The sequence below is a fragment of the Acetivibrio cellulolyticus CD2 genome (genome assembly GCF_000179595.2).
In the GTDB taxonomy this organism is placed as follows: Bacteria; Bacillota; Clostridia; order Acetivibrionales; family Acetivibrionaceae; genus Acetivibrio; species Acetivibrio cellulolyticus.
The window spans coordinates 1,071,149-1,094,261 of the sequence record NZ_JH556659.1; the positions used below are offsets into that span (position 1 = coordinate 1,071,149).

A 23,113-nucleotide genomic window follows, 5' to 3' on the forward strand; every position below is an offset into this window, starting at 1 on the left:
TTAAAAACGCATTAAAGATACACGCAATATTACTTCCGCTTTTGATATGCTATCTTGCCTGCAAATAAGCTTATAAATTGTTTTCGATTACGTATAGAGCAATCTTCGTTCTGTGATTAAGATCCAATTTTGAAAGTATATTGGTAATATGATTTTTGACAGTTCCTTCAGTAATAAAAAGCTTTGCAGCAATCTCTTTATTCGAAAGAGCTTCCGCAACAAGCTTTGCTATTTCATGTTCCCTTGAAGTTAACTCCTCAAGTTGATTAGCACTATCCTGACTTTCAGAGAGTCTGTTTACAAGTTTGGCTGCAATATTGTTATGCAGAACAGCCCCCCCTGAGTATATAACTTTTATGGTATTTATAATTTCCTCTGACTCAACATCTTTTAGCAAGTAACTGCTTGCTCCATTTTTTAACGCTTCAAAAATATATTGATCGTCATTAAATGTTGTCAAAATTATTATTTTAACCTTTGGAAATGATTCCTTTATCAATTTTGTAGTTTTAACACCATCCATAACGGGCATCCTAATATCCATCAGTACAACATCAATACCACTATTACAAAGGTCAAGAGCTTCTTGACCGTTAGATGCCGTCGCTGCAACTTCAATTTCGCTATCTAAAGATAGTATCATTTTAAGCCCATCTCTAACAACCGGTTGGTCATCAACTATTAAAACTTTTATTCTACTCATTAATTATTCCCTCCATAGGAACAGATATATTTATCATAAAACCGCCGTTCTTGTAAAAACTAACAACCCCATTGTAAAGCCCGAACCTTTCCATCATACCTGTAAGACCTGTTCCATAATTAAGTTCTTTGGCTCCCGTACCGTTATCCTTAATGAACATTGAAAACTCTCTTTTACCATATATTATGCTTATCTCAACCTTATCAGCCATGCCATGTCTTATAGAATTTGTTATGGCCTCCTGACAAGCTCTATAAACCGCAAGATTAAATTCCGGCTGAGTGTTAAATTTCTCACCTTTAATATCAAGCAAAACTTCTATATTAAACTTATCAACCGAACTCTCCACTAGTTCTTCAATAGACTTTATCAATGTAAGCTGTTCAACCTCTGCATTCTTTAATGCTCTTACAGATTTTCTTATATCCTCAAGACATTCCTTGGCAATTTGCCTGCTCTTCCCCAAGTATTCCGCAACACCTGACGGGTTGGTTTCCACTATCTTTTTGCAAAAATCCAGATTCATAATTAATCCGGTAAGATTATGGCCGACACTATCATGAATCTCATGGGCTATACGATTTCGCTCTTCAAATATGGTAAGCTCCTTTATTTTTCTATTTTTTTCTTCCAGCAAGGAGTTTGCACCAGTCAGTTCTCTATTCAGTTCATCTAGTTTTTCTTTTTGTTCCGAAAGCATTCTGGAGTAGTTAAAAAACACCCCTACAGTAATAAACACCATAAATGTAAAGAAAATGTATGAAACGATAAAAGTCATATTTGCTGGCTTGTTCCCACAGAAAACTGCTTCAAAAAACCTACTGTACTTGATAAATGCAGCAAGTATTACCCCCAAGCTGACAAAAAGCATGCTCTTTTCCTTTAACATAAAACCCGCTGCAATCAGAACGTAAAAGTAATAAACATTAAAGTAGTGATTAACAAGGTATTTTGAACTCTCATCAAGCATTACCAGCATCAAAACGTCAAGAACAAAGGAATATGGCAAAAACTTTTCAAATTTGCCTTTAAATACTTCCCTTACATGCAGCCAGCTAAAAAGCAACGTAAAAATTAGCAGCATCAAATAAAACCTGCTGCCTACTGCCCGTTCAAGGTAAAGTGCTAAAACAAATGTAACCAGCATTGATATATCACGAAAGATTATATACAGCAGTCCAATTCCTTTTTTCACGTAAATCACCCTCTTCATTTTATCAGACAAACCTTTAAAACAGAAGATTTAATTGTTATGTTTTAAATAAATACGCTCCATATATGAAACACAGTTTTATAATAAACTTGTCCCATATATGGAGCGTATGAATGCTCCGGAATACTGAAAATATATCTTCGGCTATTCCTTAACTCTTTTTCTTCAATCCTAAAAAACTATTTCAATAGTTTTATAGTTTCTCTTGCAATTGCAAGCTCTTCGTTAGTAGGAACTACAAGCGTCTTAACTTTTGCATCAGCAGCGCTTATATCTATTTCCTTACCAATTACAGTATTCTTTTCAGGGTCTATCTTTATTCCCAAGAAATCCATATCACTTACTACTTTTTCTCTTATAAGCCCATTGTTTTCACCAATTCCAGCTGTAAATATTACTGCATCCGCACCATTCATTAATCCTATATAATCGCCAATAAAGCGTTTTACCCTATAACAGAATATATCCAAAGCAAGCATCGCCCTGTCATTTCCAGCCTCAGCTGCTGCCTGAACATCCCTGAAGTCACTGCTTACACCTGAAACTCCAAGTACCCCTGATTTCTTATTTAGAAAATCGCTTATGTCACTAATAGTCATTTTTTCTTTTTTCATTAGGAATGATATAATATCCGGGTCAATAGATCCGCTTCTTGTACCCATACACAAACCTTGAAGAGGAGTGAATCCCATTGAGGTTTCTATAGACTTTCCGTTTTTAACAGCACATACACTTGCACCATTGCCCAAGTGACAGGTAACTAATTTTAATTCTTCTATAGGTTTTCCAAGCATTTCAGCTGCTCTATAAGCTACATATTTGTGTGAAGTACCATGGAATCCATATTTCCTTAAGCGGTATTTCTCGTATAATTCATATGGAAGGGCATATATATATGCCTGGCTTGGCATTGTTTGATGAAATGCAGTATCAAAAACTGCTACCATAGGAATGTTTGGCATAATCTGTTGACAAGCTTCGATTCCTACAATATTTGAAGGATTATGCAAAGGTGCAAGCTCTATACACTCTTTTACTGCATCCATTACTTTTTTGTCAATTATAACGGATTCCTTGAATTTTTCTCCTCCATGAACTATACGATGTCCAACAGCAGATATCTCATCCATGCTCTTTATAACACCTGTTTTACTGTCAGTAAGAGCACTTAACACCTCCTGTACAGCAATTTTGTGATTGTATAAATCCTTTTCAATTACAACTGTATCACTTCCGACTTTTGAATGCTTAAGGAATGAATGTTCAAGGCCAATCCTGTCACAAACTCCCTTTGCAAGAACGCTTTCATTTGTCATATCAATAAGCTGATACTTTAATGAAGAACTACCTGTATTTATAACTAAAACCTTCATTACGACATCTCCTATTCTATAATTAAGATTGGATTATGCTTTTTGAGCCTGAACTGCAGTAATTGCTGCAACCCCAACAATATCTTCCGCGCTGCAGCCTCTTGACAGGTCGTTTACAGGTCTTGCTATACCCTGTGTTATTGGACCATATGCCTCAGCTTTTGCAAGTCTTTGAGTAAGCTTATAGGCAATATTACCACAATTAAGGTCAGGGAAAATCAAAACATTCGCTTTTCCCGCCACTTTACTGCCTGGGGCTTTTGACTTCGCAATAGCGTCAACAAGTGCTGCATCAGCCTGCAATTCGCCATCTAAAGCAAGATTTGGTGCTTTTTCTTTTGCAAGCTGGGTAGCCTTAACAACCTTTTCAGTCAGTTCACTCTTTGCACTTCCGTATGTTGAATATGAAAGCATCGCAACCTGTGGTTCAACCTGTATCAATTGTCTATATGAACTTGCAGAAGCTATTGCAATTTCAGAGAGTTCATCTGCATTAGGATTTTCAACCAGCCCGGAATCTCCAAATATGAAAGTTCCGTTATGTCCATATTCACAATCCGGAACTACCATGACGAAAAATGCTGATACCAGCTTTGTACCTGGTGCAGTTTTCAATATCTGAAGAGCAGGTCTTAATGTATTACCGGTTGAGTTTATTGCACCGGCTACCATACCATCTGCCTGTCCCTGTTTAACCATCATAACTCCATAGTAAAGAGGGTTGTTCATTGTTTTTCTTGCCTCTTCAATAGTCATTCCCTTTGATTTTCTAAGTTCATAAAAAGCAGTAACAAAGTTTTCAAAATTTGCAGAATTTTGCGGATTCTCAATTTTAACTTTTGACAGGTCAAGATCCCCTGCAAGCTTTTTAATCTCACTTTCATCCCCTACAAGTACTACATTTGCAATACCTTGCTTTGAAATCATAGATGCTGCTGTTACCACCCTTAAATCTGTGCTCTCCGGAAGCACAATTGTCTTAATGTCAGACTTGGCTCTTTCGATAATTTGTTCTAAAAAACCCATTGTTTTACCCCTTTCAGTCTATTTATTCGATAAATATAGAATTACTTTAATTGACTCTTTATTTAGGTTGCCCCGAGTAATTATTATTAATAATTATCACCAGGTAATAGTATCAGATACCTTGAAACCTTTATTCCATCAGCTATTTATTATATACAAAATGTTTATTGTATACAAGATTGAGTTCATTTATTTTTTCATTTTGTATACAACTGAGAGCTAATTAAATCCAAATACTTAACTCTACCTTTTACTAACGCGCATAAAAAATGCGGCTCCACTTTCAGCCGCATTAGTCTTATTTTTCCAACTCTTCCTTCAGTATTTTATTAATAAGTTGAGGGTTAGCCTTCCCTTTTGTCTCCTTCATTGCCTGTCCGACAAGGAAACCAAACGCTTTTTCCTTACCATTCCTATAATCTTCTACAGATTGCGGGTTACTTTCAAGTATCTTCCTTACAACTGTTACAAGTGCACCTTCATCACTTACAACTTCTAATCCCTCTTCTTTTACAATTACCTCCGGGTCCTTACTTTGGTTAAACATCTTTTCAAATACTTTCTTGGCTATAGTACCGCTAATAGTTCCCTTTTCAATAAGCAAAACTAGCTTTGCAAGATATTCACCAGGGAAAGGAATTTGTTCAACCTCCATCTCCTTTTCCTTAAGTATCCTCAGGAGGTCCCCCATTATCCAATTACTGATAGCCTTAGCATTACTAACTTTCTTAACAGCATCTTCAAAGAAGTCAGCAAGAACCTTTGAACCTGTGAGTATTGATGCATCGTATTCAGGAAGTCCAAACTCATCAAGATATCTTCTTTTCCTTGCTTCAGGAAGCTCAGGCAAGCTGTCTTTTATCTCCTGCTTCCACTTTTCATCTATAACTATAGGCATAAGATCAGGCTCCGGAAAATACCTGTAATCGTGTGCTTCTTCCTTGCTCCTCATTGCATAACTCATGCCTTTGACATCATCCCAGCGCCTTGTTTCCTGTACAACAACTCCACCATCTTCGATAACCTCAATCTGTCTCCTTGTTTCCCCTTCGATAGCCCTAACAATAGCTTTAAAGGAATTCAAATTTTTCATCTCAGTCCTTGTACCAAACTCTTTTTGACCCACCGGCCTTACTGATAGATTAACATCTGCCCTCAATGAGCCTTCCTGCATCTTGCAGTCAGATACATCAATATACTCCAATATTGCCTTAAGGTTTTCAAGATATGCTTTGACCTCCTGGGCTGACCTCATATCAGGTTCAGATACAATTTCTATAAGCGGCACCCCGCACCTGTTGTAATCAATCAACGAGCCAGTATCCCACTCATCGTGCATAAGCTTTCCTGCGTCTTCCTCTATGTGAATTCTTGTAATACCTATTCTCTTTGTATATCCTTCAACTTCGATATCGATATACCCATTTGAACATATTGGAAGATCATACTGGGAGGTCTGGAAAGCCTTTGGCAAATCAGGGTAAAAATAATTCTTTCTGTCCTGCTTGCTGAATTCTGCAATATGGCAGTTGGTAGCAAGACCGGCTCTTGCAGCATACTCAACAACCTTTTTATTCAAAACCGGCAATACTCCAGGCATACCTGTACAAATAGGGCAGGCGTGAGTATTTGGTTCTCCTCCAAATTCAGTTGTGCAGGAGCAATATATTTTTGATTTAGTTGAAAGCTCAGCATGAACTTCAAGTCCTATCACTATTTCGTATTCCATCTCTTAACTCACCTCAAATCCTTGCCTTTTTATGGTAATCTGTATTTTGCTCAAACGTAAAACCTACTTTTAAAAGAGTACTTTCATCAAAAGGTTTTCCTATGAATTGGAGCCCTATAGGAAGTTCTTTGCTGTCAAACCCACATGGCACAACCAACCCAGGGAGTCCAGCAATATTTACTGAAACAGTATAGATATCCCCAAGATACATTTCAAGAGGGTTATCAGCTTTCTCACCCAGCTTGTATGCTGTTGTAGGTGCAGTTGGTCCTAAAATAACATCGTATTTACTAAACGCTTCATCAAAGCCATTTTTAATCAATGTTCTGACCTGCAATGCTTTCTTGTAATACGCATCATAATAGCCTGAACTTAACGCATAGGTTCCAAGCATTATTCTCCTTTTTACCTCTGTACCAAATCCATCACTTCTTGACTGTTTATAAAGGTCCAGAAGATCAGTATATTTTGGAGCCCTATATCCATATTTTACTCCATCATATCTTGCAAGGTTTGAGCTTGCTTCTGCTGAAGAAATAAGATAATAAGCAGGAATTGCGTATTCAGTAAGCGGAAGTGAAAATTCTTCACACTCTGCGCCAAGCTTTTTGAGCACTTCTACTGCATCTAAAACTGCCTTTCTGACCTCAGGATTCAAACCTTCTCCCATATATTCACTGGGTATTCCAATTTTCATACCTTTCACATCATTTACAAGAGCTTTTGTATAGTCAGGATACTCTACTTTTGCAGAAGTAGAATCCATTGGATCATATCCGGTTATGCAGTTTAATGCAATGGCACAATCGGTAACGTCTTTTGTCAAAGGTCCAATCTGGTCAAGAGACGAAGCAAAAGCAACCAATCCAAAACGTGATACAGCTCCATATGTAGGCTTCATACCTACAACACCACAAAATGATGCAGGTTGTCTTATAGATCCACCAGTGTCAGAACCCAACGCAAATCCTGTAAGATCTGCGGCTACTGCAGCAGCTGAACCTCCACTTGATCCTCCAGGAACCCTTTCTAGATCCCATGGATTTCTCGTAGGCTTAAAATGAGAATTCTCGGTAGAACCACCCATTGCGAACTCATCCATATTCAACTTTCCGATAATAACAGCATTATCAGCCAAAAGTTTTTTAGATACAGTGGCATTATAGGGCGGTACAAAATTATGGAGCATTTGTGACGCACACGTCGTCTTAACTCCTTCTGTACAAATATTATCTTTTAAAGCAACCGGTATTCCTGCTAGAGTGGATTTTGCTTCACCTTTATCAATTTTTTCCTGAGCTTCCGAAGCTCTTTTGACGGCATCTTCGCCTAAAACAGATAAGTAACTTCCGACTTTGGAATCTATCTTCTCAATTCTATCTAGAAATGATTTGGTAATCTCTACAGCGCTTGCCTTTTTGCCCCGCAGTAAATCACTCATTTCGTGAACCGTAAGTTCGTATAATTCCACTTTTCTTCCTCCTATCCAAGTACTTATTAAAATTAAACCAATAATTTTAACAATGTACTTAATCTTATTATGCCTCGTTTTGTCTTGGAATTAATTTTTGTGAAGAGGCATCTCAACACATTCAACTATTCAATTTTACTCAACAATTTTGGGAACTTTAAAACACCCATCTTCACTGGAAGGTGCATTTTCCAGTATCTTCTCTCTGGGATATGATGGTTTTGCCTCATCTTCCCTAAATACATTGCTTATCGGTATAACATGATCTGTGGGCTTTACCTTCGATGTATCAAGCTCATTGAGCTTGTCCACATAAGATATAATTTGTTCCATATCTAAAGTCAACTTTGACTTTTCGTCCTCAGTAAGGTTTAACCTTGCAAGATTTGCTACATGTTCAATAGTATCTTTGGTTATTTTCACAAGTCTCCCTCCTTTTCATAATGACTATTATATAAAATGTACCAGACTACGTCAATTATACCTTTGGGTATTATTTAGGAATGCTGAGAATATAACTTCGGCTATCCTAAAGCATGCTGCAAACCAAATACTTTTCTTCCATAACACAGCCATTTTGCCTCAAAAAAAGGCCCTGTAAAGGGCCATTCCTCTCCCTTAGGGAAGGGGAAATATGTTAATAAGTTTAAGTGTACATCAATTAATTATAGAGATTAATTAATACCACGTCAACCATAAAATGCTATTCGCTTCTATAAAATAGCTAAAAAAATCAGTATATTATACAACGTCTTTCCAAAGCACTTATTACTAAAAAACTACTAAGCCCTGCACCTTGCAAGTAATCTTAGTATCATATTCCCCAAATCCTTATTTTCAACAGTTTCCGGCAAAGTGATATCATAAGTGTTCATGTTAAACCGGTACGCACCGTCACTTGTTCGTGTTGTTGTGTTAAAAACAATTCCAACGCCCTGCTTATAGTATATGGATATACTCCTCCGGTTTTTAGAAAAATCCTTCCAATCCTTGAAATCAAGTTTCTTCATAAGCTCGCCGCTATTACACGGCAAACCTTTTTTGTAAAGTGCCATGGAGCTTCTTATTGTTTCTCCAAGTTTTTCAGGACTATAAGGAGCATTTAAGCACTGTGGATTTTCAAGAGCCCTGCCAATACCATATTTGTCTTTTGCATATGCAATTACAGTCACGTTATTACTGGTATCAAAAAAAACACTTACATTTCCACCTTCAATTTTCTCCTGCAATGGTGGACTAATGTTCTGCGTTTTGTAAATTTTCACAAGCACGAATATCACTGCAAGCAGTAATATTATTAGACCAATACAAATTACATATATCAAAAAGTCTTTATCCATAACAAGCTCCTTGATAATATTTAATGTTTAGGAATGCTAAAAATATAACTTCAGCAATAATTTCACTTCAGGCCTTTAATGTAAAAACAGTGCCCCCATCAATTCAGCATATTTTTAAGTTCTTCTTCACCAATAACCTGAACTCCCAATTCTTGAGCTTTAGCCAACTTACTTCCCGCATCTTCACCAGCAAGAACATACGATGTCCTTTTTGATACGCTTCCTGAAACTTTTCCTCCATGCATTTGGATTAACTCAGTTGCTTCTTCTCTTGTCATAGATGGCAAAGTACCGGTCAATACAAAGGTTTTTCCTGAAAAACGATCATCCTTCTTGTTGACTGACGCTTTTGATAACATATTAATACCAACTTGCTTTAGTTTTGAAATCAACAAAAGATTTTCGCTTTTTGAAAAGAACTCAAGAATATCCTTAACCATAATATCACCAAAATCAGGCAAAACTATCAACTGATCATAAGTTGCATTTTCAAGAGACTCAATATCCTGAAAATTAGCAGCTAGTACCCTTGCAGTTTGTTTACCTACATTCCTAATTCCAAAACCAGTTATAAGCCTGTCAATATCATTGTCTTTTGACTTTTCAATAGCCTTTAGAAGGTTGTCGATTGACTTTTCCTTTCCTACTATACCTTTTGTTATTAGTTCATCACGACTATCTTTCAAAAGATAAATATCAGCTACATCCTTAATATACCCTTCTGACATTAACGCCTCTACTGAACTTGGTCCAAACCCTTCAATATTCATGGCATCTTTAGATGCAAAATATATAACTCCTCTTATTGCTTGAGCAAAACATGCTGAACCTGTGCAGCGAATTTCAACTCCATCTTCCTCACGTAGCGCAGGTGCACCACACATAGGGCATTTATCCGGAATAATATACCTCTTAGCCGTGTCAGGACGCTTTTCAGGAATACTTTTTAATACTTCCGGTATTATGTCTCCCGCTTTTTGTATAATTACCGTATCACCAATCTGAATATCTTTTGAATCAATATAATCCTGATTATGTAGTGTAGCTCTAGATACAGTGGTTCCCGCTATCTTTACCGGCTTTAAGATTGCTAAAGGCGTAAGCCTCCCGGTACGTCCAACCTGAACTTTTATATCCTCAACAACGGTTTCCTTTTGTTCCGGCGGATATTTAAAAGCTACAGCCCATCTTGGAACTTTACTCGTTATACCCAACCTTTTTCTATCATCCAAACTATCAACCTTAACTACAGCTCCATCAATTCCAAATGAAAGCTGCCATCTGGTTTCTCCAATCTTTGATATACATTCCCATACTTCATCGGCCGTTTTACATATCATAAATTCCGGGCTAATTGGAAACCCTTGCGTAGAAAGCCAGTTCAAGCTTTCAGAATGGGATGAAAAATCCTTCCCCTGACATATTTCAAGGTTGAATACATATATATCCAGATTTCTCTCCCTGACAATACCTGGGTCTAATTGCCTTAAGCTGCCAGCTGCCAAATTCCGCGCTGTCTGATAAATTTTTCCGCCTGTTTCTTCCTGCTTTCGGTTAGCTTTTTCAAAAGCTTCAGCAGACATATATACTTCTCCACGTACTTCCAAATAAGGCAGTTTGGTTGGAATAGTTCTGGGAATAGACTGAATTTCCAATAAATTTTCGTACACAGATTCTCCAACCAGTCCATCACCTCTGGTTATTCCTTCTACCAAATTACCGTCATTATAGCGTAAAACAACCGAAAGGCCATCAATCTTTCTTTCAACAACAAAAGTAGGGTCACCCAACTCTTGAATCATTTTATTGACAAAGCTATATACTTCTTCCTTTGAAAATACATCCTGAAGGCTTATTACAGGTACATCGTGCTGAACTTTTCTTAATTCACGTTTAGCAGTCCCCCCTACTTTCTGCGTAGGTGAATTAGTTAAAGCAAGTTCAGGGTGCTCCTGTTCAAGTTTTCTTAACTCTAGGGAAAGTTGATCATATTCATAGTCTGAAATTTCAGCATCATCTTGATTGTAATATCTATCGTTATGGTACTCAATCGTCTTTCTTAACTCTTCAATTCTTTTCTTTATATCCATATGCCCCTCCAACTGTTATCATTTTTTCTTTCCACCAGATTTTATCAACAGCATATTAACTGATACAACTGCAATAGCCAACCAGATCAATCCCCACACAACTATTGGAAAACCGGTTAGATCGGCAAGCTTTACTATGTCACTCGGAGGCTGGTTACTCCAACTCTTCATGATTGAAAGCTGCCCGTTTAGCTTCAGTAAAATTGTATCAACAAATGTATCATATATAACATATGCCGCCAAAGACATTCCAACGACATCCAGCATCAAATCATTTAGGGTATCCTTCCCAATCATCAATATCAGAATTGTAATCACTGAGAAAGCTAACGAGGTTACCAGTGCTCCAGTTGAAGAAGCAAATGCTATAGAAAAAACAAGATATATTATTGTTATGCTGCCAACCATATACTTCTTTGCAGGGGTTCTTTTCAAATACAATATGAGCATGGAAAACAATATACTTGAAATATAGCCGCTATTAACTATTACAAATGAGGTAATCCAACTACGTGTATCAACTATCGCATCCCCATTGTTCACAAAAGCAATATTGAAAGCCGTTCCGCCAAAACCAAATATTGTTGACACCAAGGCATGTCCAATTTTGTGGAAAATTGAGGAAAGCACTTTAAAAGGACTTGCAACTGTCTGATTCCACAAAATAACAAGCGATGCTAGAATTAAAAGGTACTTCCATATATTTTTCATGTATACCACCTAAACAAATTTTTGAGTACTACTAAGAACAGATTTACTAAAAATTATACATTTAAGAAACAAAAAAAGAAAGGGATTTCCCTTCTTTTTTTATATAACTCTCCGATTTTATTTTGGTTTGGTTTAGAAATTCTGAAATATAACTTTGGCCATCGCTTAGTCCATAATCATCCATACACCGTTTTCATTTTTCTCTGCCTTCATATACTCCAAAGCCTCCATAACTGCTTCCGATAAAGCCTCCGCTGCATTTTCTCTAAAATCTTCATCTACAAGCTTTGCTCTGTCTGAAGAATTGGATATATATGCAATCTCTGCAATCACAGCAGGCATATTTGTTTTCCTGAGTACGACAAGATTTGGTCTGTATATTATGCCATTATCTACAGTCTTTAGGTTTCCTATAAGTTTCCTCTGAACAATAGTAGCAAGTTTCATTCCATCCATCTTGTTTTCTTCAGTGGTAACAGGGGGACAGTATAAAGTCTCTGTTCCCTTATATCCAGCATCATTAGGCATATAATTATTATGTACACTTATAAATAGTGTAGCATCCAGATTATTAGCAATGTTCACCCGTTCATCAAGACCTACTGCAACATCCTTTTCCCTCGTATATATGACATTGATGCCTAAATTCTCAAGCAATTTACCCGTTCTCTTAGAAATATCAAGATTTAATCTTTTCTCACACAAATCGCCTTTTGTAGCTCCAAGATCTTCTCCTCCATGCCCAGGATCTATAACAACTTTAACCTCTTTGGGCTCAGGAATGGTATTTTCCTCCTCAATGACAGACGGATTACTTCCATTTTTCGAGTTGTTTTGGACATGATTGGGGTTACCATATATTTTTTCCTCTTTATATTGGTACTGTTTGAGGCTTACACTTACTAAGAAAAGTATCATGAAAAAAGACACCACAATAAGGAACCTAATTCTCATTGGTAGCTTTCCATATGAATCATATGCTTTTTTTAGAAATTTCAATATGATATCCATCCTGCATCTCCAGAAACCCTTATGGGTTTTATATCTGATACATATTTGACCTAATAAAATGCGGTTCAGCACACTTGATATTTTTGCACAAAACAAATTATTTTGTATGAAGTAATCCATAAACCCTAAGAATCTAAAATTAGTTCACAATTATTATCGTACAAAAATGATTTTTTTTCTATATGAATTTATTTACATAGTATGTATTTTTATTTAGTACTTAATCAAAGGTTAGTTTTTTTGCTTTTGCTAACACATCTTTACGCTAAAAAATAGCTGAAATATTTTTTAATAGTACAACCAAAAAAACAGCAAAAAAAAGGAGGTTCTCCCTCCCTCAGTTAAACTTTTATAAAATATCGCTCCAAATCAATTACGTTCCTCTACTACTGCAAATATCTGTTAACATCATCTAATGTTATTCCCTGATGTAGTGCAATATTTAAACCATTAGCTATAACCTTTGCAATTCTGTCAACTACATCGTCAATCTCCTTCGGAGTTACAATGAGGTTGCCTACATATGGCTCCAATACTTCCTGTATCAGTTGGTATTTCTCATTTCTGTCAATGTTCTTGAGCATACTGTAAAATTGCTTGTCTTCCTGAGCCTCATTTAGTAAGCTATCTATTACAAGATCAATTGTATCATTTGCCATTGTTGCAGCATCAACTACTGTTGGGACTCCAATAGCAATTACAGGCACTCCCAGCGTATTTAACGAAATCTCCATTCTCTTATTTCCAACGCCCGACCCTGGTGAAATTCCTGTATCCGCTATTTGAATAGTTGTATTCACGCGTTCCATCCTTCTAGAAGCAAGCGCATCAATAGCTATTACGACATCTGGCTTTATCCTCTCAACAATGCCTTTTACAATCTCTCCAGTCTCAATTCCAGTAATACCAAGCACACCAGGTGCAACGGCACATACTGGTCTAACACCCTCATCTACCTGTTTAGGTACATATTCGAGCAGATGCCTCGTTACCATCAACCCACTTGTAACCTTTGGTCCTAAAGCATCCGGAGTAACATTCCAGTTCCCCAGCCCTACAACTAAAATAGTAGATTTTTCACTAAGATTTAGTATTCTTACAAGTTCCTGTGAAAGTGCTTTACAGGTGTCCTCGTACAATACCTGATCATTTTCCTTAAGTCTTGGAACTTCAAGTGTTACATAGTTTCCCATCGGTTTTCCAATTGATGCTTCACCTGTCGGCGAGGTTACCTTTACCCTGGTAATTTTAATATCTTGGGTACCTGCATGTTCAACAACTACGCCGGGTAGATCCGGTTGTTGCACAGCACCCTTTGCTTGTTCCTGCTCTTGTACAAACTCATGAGCTTCAAGCGCTAAGTCAGTTGTAATATTTCTACTCTGAATCATCAGACTCTTCCTTTCATCGTTTGTTAATTATCCTTAATCGTTAATTTAAAAATCATATTCATATTTTTTCACACATTTCATTTTAAATACCTTGCTTTTTATTTTCTTTCATGTTAAAATACAACTTGTTAATTAACTCGCAGGAGGTGAATGGATTGCCAAATATTAAATCAGCCATAAAAAGAGTTAAAGTTACTAAGGCTAAGACTCTTAAGAATAGTATTAAAAAGTCAGTTTTAAAGACTACTATTAAAAAGTGTAAAGAAGCTATCGCTACTAATGATGCTTCAGCTGCTACTGTTCTCAAGAGTACAATTGAGACTATAGATAAGTCAGCAGCAAAGAATATATTACACAAGAACACCGCTGCGAGAAGAAAGTCAAAACTTGCTAAGGCACTTAACGCTGCAAATAAAAAATAATAAAAAAAACGTACATAAAAGTACGTTTTTTATTTGAGGAATTTGCGTGGCAAATATCCTAAAATTTCTGGGGCTTAATGCCCCAGAAATTTTTATTTCACCCTTATACATGTGCTTAAACTTATAGATATAAAAAAATAATTTTCAACATAAAATTTCCTGTTTCCCTAACCGTTTCCCAGTTTATTAATAAGTAATTCTGCTGCTATCCTATCGTTTATTCTCCCTGTTTTTATCGCCAAATCAAGTTCAAAAGCTTCCTTTATTCCTTCCTTAAGCTTTTCAATACTAAAGCTTTTAGCCTGATTGGATACTTTTCCACCTGCATATGGAGTAATTCCTATTTTTGCGGAAGCATCCTTAACACTTAACCCTTCCTTGCAGAGGAGTTTCATCTCCAACACATGCCTTAGCTGCCTTGTAATCATAAAAAGTATTTTAGGAAGTGGCTCCCTTAGTATAACCATATCATTTAAGAGTTTAAGTGCCTTATCAATATTTTTCTCTGCAACAGCATCTGTCAAATCAAATATCCTGCTCTTTACCGATTTGGTACATACTTTTTCTATATCCTCTATAGTAACCCTTGTCCTATCCCCTACATACATAACAAGCTTGTTTACTTCATTCAGAATTTCGGTCATTCCCTGTTCACAAATCTCAATTAAATAGGACGCATCTTCAATAGTTATTTCCTTCTTATTCGACTTCAAAACTTTTGTGACCCACTTAACCAACTCTGCCGGCTTTTGAAAAGCAAATTCTACGATCAGCCCATTCTTCTTCACAGCATCAACAGTTTTGAGCCTCTTATCAATCTCTTCCTCATAAAATACAACCACCGTATAGGCTGGCACATTTTTTAAGTAATTTTGCAGATCATCCTTTGCACTTTGCTGCTTTGCCCCTTCTTTACCAGACTTAAATACGCCGGAATTTTTAACAAGAACCAGTTTCTTTTCCGAAAAAACAGGCAAAGTTTCACAGGCATCCTCAATTTTTTGCATCTCAAATTTCCCCTCTAATACTATCTTGTTTAACATTGATAGGTCATTATCAAGGATAGCTTTCTCAATACTCTCCAAATAGTATTTCTTCAAAAATTCCTCATGTCCATAAAAAAGGTACAGATTCCCCAGTTTATTATTTTTAAGTTCTTCCTTTAGAACATCAATACTCATATAATTCACCCTGCCCGCTCTACTGTTCTTTTTATTTTAATATCCTTGCCGTATGTTTTCAGAACTATTGCACCATCAAAATCCGTTCTGAACATCATAATCCCGCTGTTTTCAAGTACTTGTAATACATCATCCGAAGGATGTCCGAAGTTATTCTTTCCTACACTTATTACTGCAACATCAGGTCTTGTACGTTCTAAAAACTCACTGCATGTTGAGCCTGAAGATCCATGATGCGCAACCTTCAACACATCCGCCTTCAAATCAATATTATCACTTATCAGAATGTCCTCAGCTTCTTTTTCAATATCTCCTGTAAATAGAATGCTGATATCTTTATAATGCAATTTTAGCACTAATGAATTATTATTTAAAGGCGATTTTTCAATATATGTACCTTTTTTAGGTGCCAGAACATCTAGATATGTCATATTATCAAGCTTTATCGAGTCTCCGCTAGCACACATTTCCAATTGAATTTTCTCCTGACCGGCAATCTTGCATATGCTTTCGAGCCCTGCATCCAGAGTAATTTCTGGTATAATCAAATTATCAACCTTTAATTCCTTGAGTACCGATATCAATCCTTGAATGTGGTCGTCGTGCCCATGAGTTGCGATGACCAGATCAAGTCGGCCAATTCCGCAATCCAACAGGAAAGGAAGTACAATATTTTCACCTACACTTGTACTTTTATTAGTTGCACTGCTGTATCCTCCCCCATCTATTAATACAGTCTTACCCTGGCTCGTTTTAATCAGAGCACAGTCCCCCTGCCCAACATCTAGAAATGTCACTTCAAGTTCCTTAGGAGTTATTACTCCATACACAATTGTTCCAAATACCAACAAGGCTGCCAGCGCAAAGTATTTTACATTTAATTTTGCTTTAAACTTTGGCTTGTACCAGAAAAAATATGTAATAGCTGCATAATAGCAAATAACCAATATTACCGAAGGCGTAGTAAGTGTTATCACAGACCATGGCATACTTGCGGAAAACTTGGTTACAAGAAGCACAAAACTTAATAGTACGTTATTTATATATCCTATAAGTATGGAAAGCCCAACATGTATTTGGCCCAATAGAGCCATTAGTGATCCAAGGATTGTTATAAATTCGACTATAGGTACAACAAGTAAATTCGATAGAATAGATACAACCGAAACTTTGTTGAAATAAAATACTGTTATTGGCAATACGCCTATCTGTGCTGATATTGTAGCTGCCAATACATCTACAACAAAGGACGGAAGAAATTTAAAACTGAGCTTTTCTTTTATATATTTGTAAAAAAGGACTAAAGATATGGTAGCTGCGAAAGATAATTGGAAGCCTATATTAAAAAGGATTCCAGGGTTATAAAAGAGCAATAACAATGCAGCAAAAGATATGCTTGTAAAAACCTCCGTCTCTCTCCAAATTATCTGCCCTATCAAAATTACAGCAGCCATAATTACAGCCCTAAGAACTGAGGGTTCAAATCCAGTAATCAGGGTAAATATCATTAGAATTGCAATTATTGATATATTGGCATACTTTTGCCGGATTTTGAGCTTACCGAATATAAAAACAAGAGGCAATATGATAAACGCGACGTTACTACCTGAAACGGCCATAATATGCGACAAGCCAGAATCACTAAAGGCGTCCTGTACCTCTTCACTCAAATCCTGCTTGTAACCTATCAACATACCGTTTAGAAGTCCAGCCTGCTGAGGCGGCAAGCTTTCATTTATAACATAAACTATTCTTGACCTCATATATAGCCCAAGTTTAACAAGAAAATTACCCCTGTTTTCTTCTCCAAGTCTCAAGTTATATTCCATGGCAAAAAGTGTTGCAGAAATACCGTTATGACTCAAATATGTTCTATAATTAAACCCCTCAGGATTTGTACTCCCTTTAGGAATATTGAGCGTGCCGCTAACCATAACTTCCCTGCCATAATCTATAAAGCCACCATCACCCTTAGGTGTAGTTAAAAGTATCCTCCCTTTTAACCTATCCGGTTCTGAAGACCAATCTCCAATAGAAACCTCTTCTGTCTTAAGCTCATAAACTACTTTGTAGCTATCTGCATCAGGCGCCGAATCAATATAACCTCTGATGTATACCTGCTCACCGGCATAATCGCTGAATTTATATGTATTTTGATTGTATGTATACAAATAGTATAAAGATCCCATAAGATAGAAAATTACAATACCAGCCAGTAAAAACCCAAACATGTCCTTTACTTTCCACAGAGCAAGAGCAATAAGTATAAGAAGAATGCCCGAATAGAAAACAAACTGATAAGATTGAGTTATATGAGCAAATAATATCCCTGCCATAAAAGAAATGCATAAAAAAACAAGCGGCCTATTCATACATTCACCCCAGAACAATTGCTGAATAATGCTGAAAATCAGTATGGCTGTAACGAAACGATTCACCATATGATAACTGTGAAGTAACATTTCAGCTATTTCTTATCATATTTTCTAACTCAAAAAAGCTCCTGTATTATAAGGAGCTTTTTAATAAAAAATAATGTACTATTCAAGAACTCTTCTGCCTGTCATATAACATTCATTGTAAAAACCGCTGGTTATATTGCTTATCACTACCTTTTTGGCTGAGCTTCCCGAAGACGCATGAATAAAGCAGCCATTTCCTATATATATTCCTGCATGGTTAATTTTATTCATACCTCCATTTGTATCGAAGAAAACCAAATCTCCAGGCTGCAATTCAGCCTTTGATACCTTTGAACCCTGTGTTGCCTGATCAGAAGCAACACGATTTAAGCTAATTCCAAAATGATTAAAAACATACCATACAAATCCCGAACAATCAAAACCATTTGGCGAAGTACCTCCATAAACATACTTCACACCAAGAAACTGCTTTGCATACTCAACAATTTCAGCGCGCTTGCTTGAAGAATCGGAGCTAGTGGTATCTCCACCTCTTGATGCAAGTGTGGAATCAGTCAAAACATACGTACTGTATACCCAACCATTTACACCACTTGAGGTCTTTATATGATACCATTCAGGTGCACTCTCCAAAATCTCTACTTTCTCACCCTTATCCACCTGACAAATTACACCGTAGTTTTTCCCAGGACCTTCTCTAACATTAACATCATCTCCATCAATAATCCCTTTTATCACTACAGCAACAGTTTCAGTCTCTTTTGATGAAGTCACATTTTCAGCTTTATCGGTATTTTCTGTCGTCTCAGTAGACACTTCCTGATTCTTATCAGTAGAATCTTCCGTTTTCTCTGAATCCTTAGCTTTCTCTGAATCTTCCGTTTTCTCTGAATCTTTTGCTTTCTGGGTCGACTTTATACTTTCCACAGGGAAAATATCTCCGTGCACCCAACCAGTCTTACCATTAATACTAATCTTGTACCACTTGCCTGAGTTTTCTAGAATAGTTGCATCAGAATCCCTAAAAATTTTCCCTGCTATATTGTTTGATATAATTGAATCCTGCTGAACATTTGAAGTGCTTTCAGCAACCTTACTATCATCGACGGCATCTGCATAAGAAAACGAAAACGTTAAAAAAACTGAAAGGTTTAATACTGCCAAACACGAAATTGCTTTACTGAACCTTAACATACTTAACCTCCTACTTTATATCTTTCTTTTATTTATAGTAGTCAGCTTTATCAGCTTCATTTGGGTATATCGTAGGACTTTTCATTTCTATAATATTGACAAAATAATTATACATGTATGTCTTTTCTTTGTCAAACCATTAATATCCCGCTAAACATCTCTTGTGTCAATTATAACACGGTCCCTTATCTGTTAACATAATGTATAAGTCCCAAATTAAGAATAATGAACATAGTATATATCGACTACTTATTTAGGATTATTAACACATAAAGAATAGATATCAATTATGTCTCCTACACTAGCCTATGCATTATTATTGCGTTTTGCACCTCTCCGCTTAATCTGATACATTCATCTATCCTTCCATACTTTTCAAAACCCAAGCGGCTCCAGAACTTGTCCCCCCTGCTATTACATTCTGCAACAGCTAAATATACTCTTTGAATATTACTTTTCATTTTTGTGTAAGCAATAAACAAATTAACAATTTTTGTTCCATAGCCTTTACTCTGAAAGGCTTGATCTATAATAAGCGTATTAATCCAGGCTGCTGATCCATTGTTAAATTTGATTTGCCCCTTTAAAACCCCTATCATTTCTCCAGTAGCAGCAATAAAAATGCCCGAAAAAAAGTGATCCTGGCTCTGTTGAATTTTATTATACAACACTGTCAACTGATTCAATGTAACTGGCCCTTCAATGCCTGTTGCATATTTAAAATCATCTTCATTATACCATTTAAGTACATATTCAAGGTTTACGGGAGTAATATTCTTTAAATAAACATCTTCACCTTTGACATTTACATTATACATAAGACCTCCACGCTTAAACCAAATTGCTTTTGCTACTTTAACCCTTACTTTTAATTATTCTACAATCTAATTTGAAAATCCTTCAAAAAAATTGCTATAAAATTCATATCATAAAAATTAGTTTTTGTCTAACAATAATGTTGTACAGGTAAATAACATTAAAGCAATTTAAGTAAGTTTACTTTGGCTAACCTGGATTTAATTAATATCTGCATTATTCTTATCTTCTTAAGAAGGTTTAGTGCAGTTAGTGCTAACAAGGAGGTGAATCAATTATGGCTAACAATAACAATCAAAAAGTTGTACCAGGCGCAGGAAATGCTCTTGACAAAATGAAATATGAAATCGCATCACAAGTTGGCGTTAACTTAAAGCAAGGATACAATGGTGATATATCAGCTAAAGATGCAGGTAAAGTAGGCGGAAATATTACTAAAAAGCTTATTCAGATGGCTGAACAGCAGTTGTCTGGCAAATAAGAACTAACTACTTCAAAAAAAGGCTGTGCGATCATATTGCACAACCTTTTTTGTAATGCTTGTCATAGCCGGATAAGTCAAATAGCTTTACAGCCTATTTCTCTCCCAAGAACCATACATGAAAGTTTTTCCTCCCACGGCTCAATCTCCTAAGAAAATCTGCTTGAGTTTACTGCCCTTGTATATGTAATAATAAGGTTCATTCGCATTACCAGATTCAATAATCCACCTGCTGTTTTTATTATACAAGGTAGAATACTCCATTTTGGTGCATGTTGTAACATCAGCGCTTTCAAAGCAATTCCCATTCCACTTGAATATCTCTACGAATGTAGGAAGACTTCCCCTAGATGTTGCTGTAAGTTCCTGTCTGCCATCCTCATCCAGATCATTAATGTTTAAATTACTATAATCCAGGAAGCAGTGCCATTTACCATCCTTGTATCCTATGACCCACGCAGTTTCACAAGTAGCTCCTGACCCTCCCATTATGAAAAAATCCTTAATCCCATCGTTTGTAAGATCTACCAGTTCAACCTGGCTTATCCCGTCAAACCCAAAACAACTGATCAGGCCTAAATTATATACTTTACCTCCTGCTTCTAGATAAGCATAAACATCCTTTAATGTATCCGACTGGCTTTCACAATAGAAACTAAGGGTTGCTTTTTTCTTACCTGGTAAATCACCGTAATATACGCTGCTACCCTTTACCCATCTTTTATCAGGCGTGCCCTCTATAAGAGGTTTTATCTCATGCGGTATAAATATCAGATCAATATTATTAAGCATACGGGAACTTCCAACTGGTGTGGGAGCAGAAGTATTCAGTGTATTGCTCGTAATTTGAGGAGTTAAGACAATCGTATTCTGCAAATTAGCATCAGGTCCAACGCTTGCAGTATTGGCACAACCTGCTGTTATAAGTAATAGAATCATTATGTATGGCCAGAATTTCTTCATATGCATACCTCTCTGTATAATTTCGAAATTACTTGAATTATACTGTCACTGGGTTTTTAAGTCAAGATATCAATACAAAATATATATTTCATTTCACCGGCCATTCCTTCTTTGCACAATATTAAGACTATGATCAATAAATAGTTTTCTTAATTTCTTATTAATATCTTCCGGTATAGAAAAATAGGTTCCATTATAACGCACATTACTACACCCATCTCCTGCAATATAAATATCTAAATTTCCTGTTTCTTTGTATATTGTAATCCTAGGATCTCCTGACCCAAAACAAGCTGGTGGATTATTGAGTTTTTGGGTAGCATTTAGCCAACTGCAAATATTAATAATAATATTTTTATCACTAATATCCGATGTCTTTCCATCTGATGTATTTAACTCAATCTTGACTACATCTTCATAATTGAATTCTAATGCTCTATTTCGGTTTACTTGAAAATATATAACAGTTAATATTAAAAGAATTATAACTGCGCTAATTAAATAACCACATTTATACTTTTTACTCATTTAACTCCACATCATACCTTTCGTAATAATTTTTCATTCATGCCCAAGGAATGAATCACAAAAAGTTTACGATAATTACAACATCATTGACTCTACTTGCTTTATTGCTTTTTTATCAAGAACTCCACCGCTTAATGCTTTAAATATGTAGCTTTCTATCTTATCATTTGTTTGGTACTTTCTTATCATTGTAAGAACTTCTAAAATATCTAATAAAACAAGTTTTTGCATTGTTGCCCTAATGCTTGATATATCAATACCTATGATTTTATCCGCAATTATTAAATGCAACTGCTTTTTGTATGGTATAATTTTCTTCAATGACTGGATGCACTGCCGAACAGTAATTGGTTTGTCATCATTAAAAAGCAGAGCGTAATCATCAATAATTTCTTCAAATTTGTTCTCATTATCCCATCTAACGTTCTCAGCAATAAGCATTAAACCAATACTTCTCTGATATGAATTTTCACTTTTAAGTTTTTTATAAAAAACATCCCAATAACCATAAATATCATCAAAGCTACCAGAACGGCTTTGTAGAAGAAGAAAAGCTTGATACCTTACTTTATCATCTTTTTCAGATAACCATTCTATAAGTTGATTTAATTCCTCGCTATTAAGATTATTTGACGCTTCCAATATATCATTTTTTTCAATTGACAATAACCTTTCAAGACTTATCATACCAAACCCTCCAACTCCTGAATTATTCATTTGTTCTAAATAATTTCACCTTTCATCGTCCTGTCGAACTCAATTTATCAAGTTCTTCATTACTAATACTATCTGTATAATGTTGAATTTTCTGGCGCAACTCCACTTTTTACTATTTTTAAACAATTATAACACAATCATGGTAGATTTGGTACTTTGTTTATTTTATCTAGCGGTAATCCCAGCTTAATCCAGTTATAATGCCTGAAATAAGGTGTTAGAATGTTACGGCACATGTCTAATTTCTATTAATCCCCAATTATGTATTTTTTGCGCACAAATTTGTTCTTTCATACATTTATACTACCTATAATTTTCAACTTTGCTATT

21 protein-coding genes are annotated in these 23,113 nt (G+C 36.0%); 2 read left to right on the forward strand and 19 right to left on the reverse strand.

Annotated features, from left to right (window positions below; genetic code table 11):
• Positions 1-70 precede the first annotated feature (70 nt).
• The 12 genes from ACECE_RS0224685 to gpr form a co-directional block, all read right to left on the reverse strand.
• Entirely contained in the window at positions 71-703 is a 633-nt protein-coding gene (locus tag ACECE_RS0224685; protein ID WP_010252332.1) for a response regulator, read from the reverse strand.
• Positions 696-1,898, reverse strand: coding sequence for a sensor histidine kinase (locus ACECE_RS0224690; protein ID WP_010252334.1), 1,203 nt, complete (start codon positions 1,896-1,898; stop codon positions 696-698). The genes ACECE_RS0224685 and ACECE_RS0224690 overlap by 8 nt, the downstream gene beginning before the upstream one ends.
• A gap of 197 nt (positions 1,899-2,095) precedes the next feature.
• Positions 2,096-3,289 carry an acetate kinase gene (locus ACECE_RS0224695; protein WP_010252335.1) on the reverse strand — a complete coding sequence of 398 codons (1,194 nt, stop codon included), beginning with the start codon at positions 3,287-3,289 and terminating at the stop codon, positions 2,096-2,098.
• Between the two features lie 33 nt (positions 3,290-3,322).
• A complete protein-coding gene (pta, locus tag ACECE_RS0224700; RefSeq protein WP_010252337.1) occupies positions 3,323-4,315 on the reverse strand; it encodes a phosphate acetyltransferase in 993 nt (330 codons plus the stop codon).
• 298 nt (positions 4,316-4,613) lie between these two features.
• Complete coding sequence (gene gatB / locus ACECE_RS0224705; protein ID WP_010252339.1) at positions 4,614-6,044, reverse strand: Asp-tRNA(Asn)/Glu-tRNA(Gln) amidotransferase subunit GatB; 1,431 nt, start codon at positions 6,042-6,044, stop codon at positions 4,614-4,616.
• A 13-nt stretch (positions 6,045-6,057) separates the two neighbouring features.
• Positions 6,058-7,515: an Asp-tRNA(Asn)/Glu-tRNA(Gln) amidotransferase subunit GatA gene (gatA, locus tag ACECE_RS0224710; RefSeq protein WP_010252341.1), complete on the reverse strand. Its 1,458-nt coding sequence runs from the start codon at positions 7,513-7,515 to the stop codon at positions 6,058-6,060.
• Between the two features lie 135 nt (positions 7,516-7,650).
• Entirely contained in the window at positions 7,651-7,938 is a 288-nt protein-coding gene (gene gatC, locus ACECE_RS0224715) for an Asp-tRNA(Asn)/Glu-tRNA(Gln) amidotransferase subunit GatC (protein WP_010252343.1), read from the reverse strand.
• A 359-nt stretch (positions 7,939-8,297) separates the two neighbouring features.
• On the reverse strand, positions 8,298-8,855 hold the full coding sequence (locus ACECE_RS0224720; RefSeq protein WP_010252345.1) for a hypothetical protein: 558 nt from the start codon (positions 8,853-8,855) through the stop codon (positions 8,298-8,300).
• Positions 8,856-8,953: 98 nt separating this feature from the next.
• Positions 8,954-10,945, reverse strand: a complete 1,992-nt coding sequence (gene ligA, locus ACECE_RS28800) for an NAD-dependent DNA ligase LigA (RefSeq protein ID WP_010252347.1) — start codon at positions 10,943-10,945, stop codon at positions 8,954-8,956.
• An 18-nt stretch (positions 10,946-10,963) separates the two neighbouring features.
• Complete coding sequence (locus ACECE_RS0224735) at positions 10,964-11,656, reverse strand: M50 family metallopeptidase (RefSeq protein ID WP_010252350.1); 693 nt, start codon at positions 11,654-11,656, stop codon at positions 10,964-10,966.
• Between the two features lie 165 nt (positions 11,657-11,821).
• Positions 11,822-12,667 (reverse strand): N-acetylmuramoyl-L-alanine amidase family protein, encoded by an 846-nt coding sequence (locus ACECE_RS0224740; protein WP_010252352.1) that lies wholly within the window; start codon positions 12,665-12,667, stop codon positions 11,822-11,824.
• Positions 12,668-13,053: 386 nt separating this feature from the next.
• Entirely contained in the window at positions 13,054-14,058 is a 1,005-nt protein-coding gene (gene gpr, locus ACECE_RS0224745) for a GPR endopeptidase (protein WP_010252354.1), read from the reverse strand.
• 155 nt (positions 14,059-14,213) lie between these two features.
• On the opposite strand from gpr, the gene rpsT reads away from it, so the two are divergent.
• On the forward strand, positions 14,214-14,480 hold the full coding sequence (rpsT, locus tag ACECE_RS0224750) for a 30S ribosomal protein S20 (RefSeq protein ID WP_010252356.1): 267 nt from the start codon (positions 14,214-14,216) through the stop codon (positions 14,478-14,480).
• A gap of 167 nt (positions 14,481-14,647) precedes the next feature.
• Here the strand turns inward: rpsT and holA are convergent, their stop codons facing one another.
• The 4 genes from holA to ACECE_RS0224770 all read right to left on the reverse strand — a co-directional run bounded on the left by holA (position 14,648) and on the right by ACECE_RS0224770 (position 20,096).
• Complete coding sequence (gene holA / locus ACECE_RS0224755) at positions 14,648-15,661, reverse strand: DNA polymerase III subunit delta (protein ID WP_010252358.1); 1,014 nt, start codon at positions 15,659-15,661, stop codon at positions 14,648-14,650.
• Between the two features lie 5 nt (positions 15,662-15,666).
• Positions 15,667-17,997 carry a DNA internalization-related competence protein ComEC/Rec2 gene (locus tag ACECE_RS0224760; protein WP_456049048.1) on the reverse strand — a complete coding sequence of 777 codons (2,331 nt, stop codon included), beginning with the start codon at positions 17,995-17,997 and terminating at the stop codon, positions 15,667-15,669.
• 204 nt (positions 17,998-18,201) lie between these two features.
• Complete coding sequence (locus ACECE_RS0224765) at positions 18,202-19,278, reverse strand: SH3 domain-containing C40 family peptidase (protein WP_010252362.1); 1,077 nt, start codon at positions 19,276-19,278, stop codon at positions 18,202-18,204.
• Between the two features lie 296 nt (positions 19,279-19,574).
• The gene (locus tag ACECE_RS0224770) at positions 19,575-20,096 is read right to left on the reverse strand and encodes a GNAT family N-acetyltransferase (protein WP_010252363.1); all 522 of its coding nucleotides are present in this window, start codon (positions 20,094-20,096) and stop codon (positions 19,575-19,577) included.
• A gap of 275 nt (positions 20,097-20,371) precedes the next feature.
• On the opposite strand from ACECE_RS0224770, the gene ACECE_RS0224775 reads away from it, so the two are divergent.
• Entirely contained in the window at positions 20,372-20,575 is a 204-nt protein-coding gene (locus ACECE_RS0224775) for an alpha/beta-type small acid-soluble spore protein (protein WP_010252365.1), read from the forward strand.
• 141 nt (positions 20,576-20,716) lie between these two features.
• Here ACECE_RS0224775 and ACECE_RS0224780 read toward each other — a convergent pair whose 3' ends face one another.
• The 3 genes from ACECE_RS0224780 to ACECE_RS0224790 form a co-directional block, all read right to left on the reverse strand.
• Positions 20,717-21,538: a hypothetical protein gene (locus ACECE_RS0224780; RefSeq protein ID WP_010252367.1), complete on the reverse strand. Its 822-nt coding sequence runs from the start codon at positions 21,536-21,538 to the stop codon at positions 20,717-20,719.
• 93 nt (positions 21,539-21,631) lie between these two features.
• The gene (locus tag ACECE_RS0224785) at positions 21,632-22,066 is read right to left on the reverse strand and encodes a hypothetical protein (protein WP_010252369.1); all 435 of its coding nucleotides are present in this window, start codon (positions 22,064-22,066) and stop codon (positions 21,632-21,634) included.
• 75 nt (positions 22,067-22,141) lie between these two features.
• Positions 22,142-22,753 carry a hypothetical protein gene (locus ACECE_RS0224790; protein ID WP_010252370.1) on the reverse strand — a complete coding sequence of 204 codons (612 nt, stop codon included), beginning with the start codon at positions 22,751-22,753 and terminating at the stop codon, positions 22,142-22,144.
• Positions 22,754-23,113 lie beyond the last annotated feature (360 nt).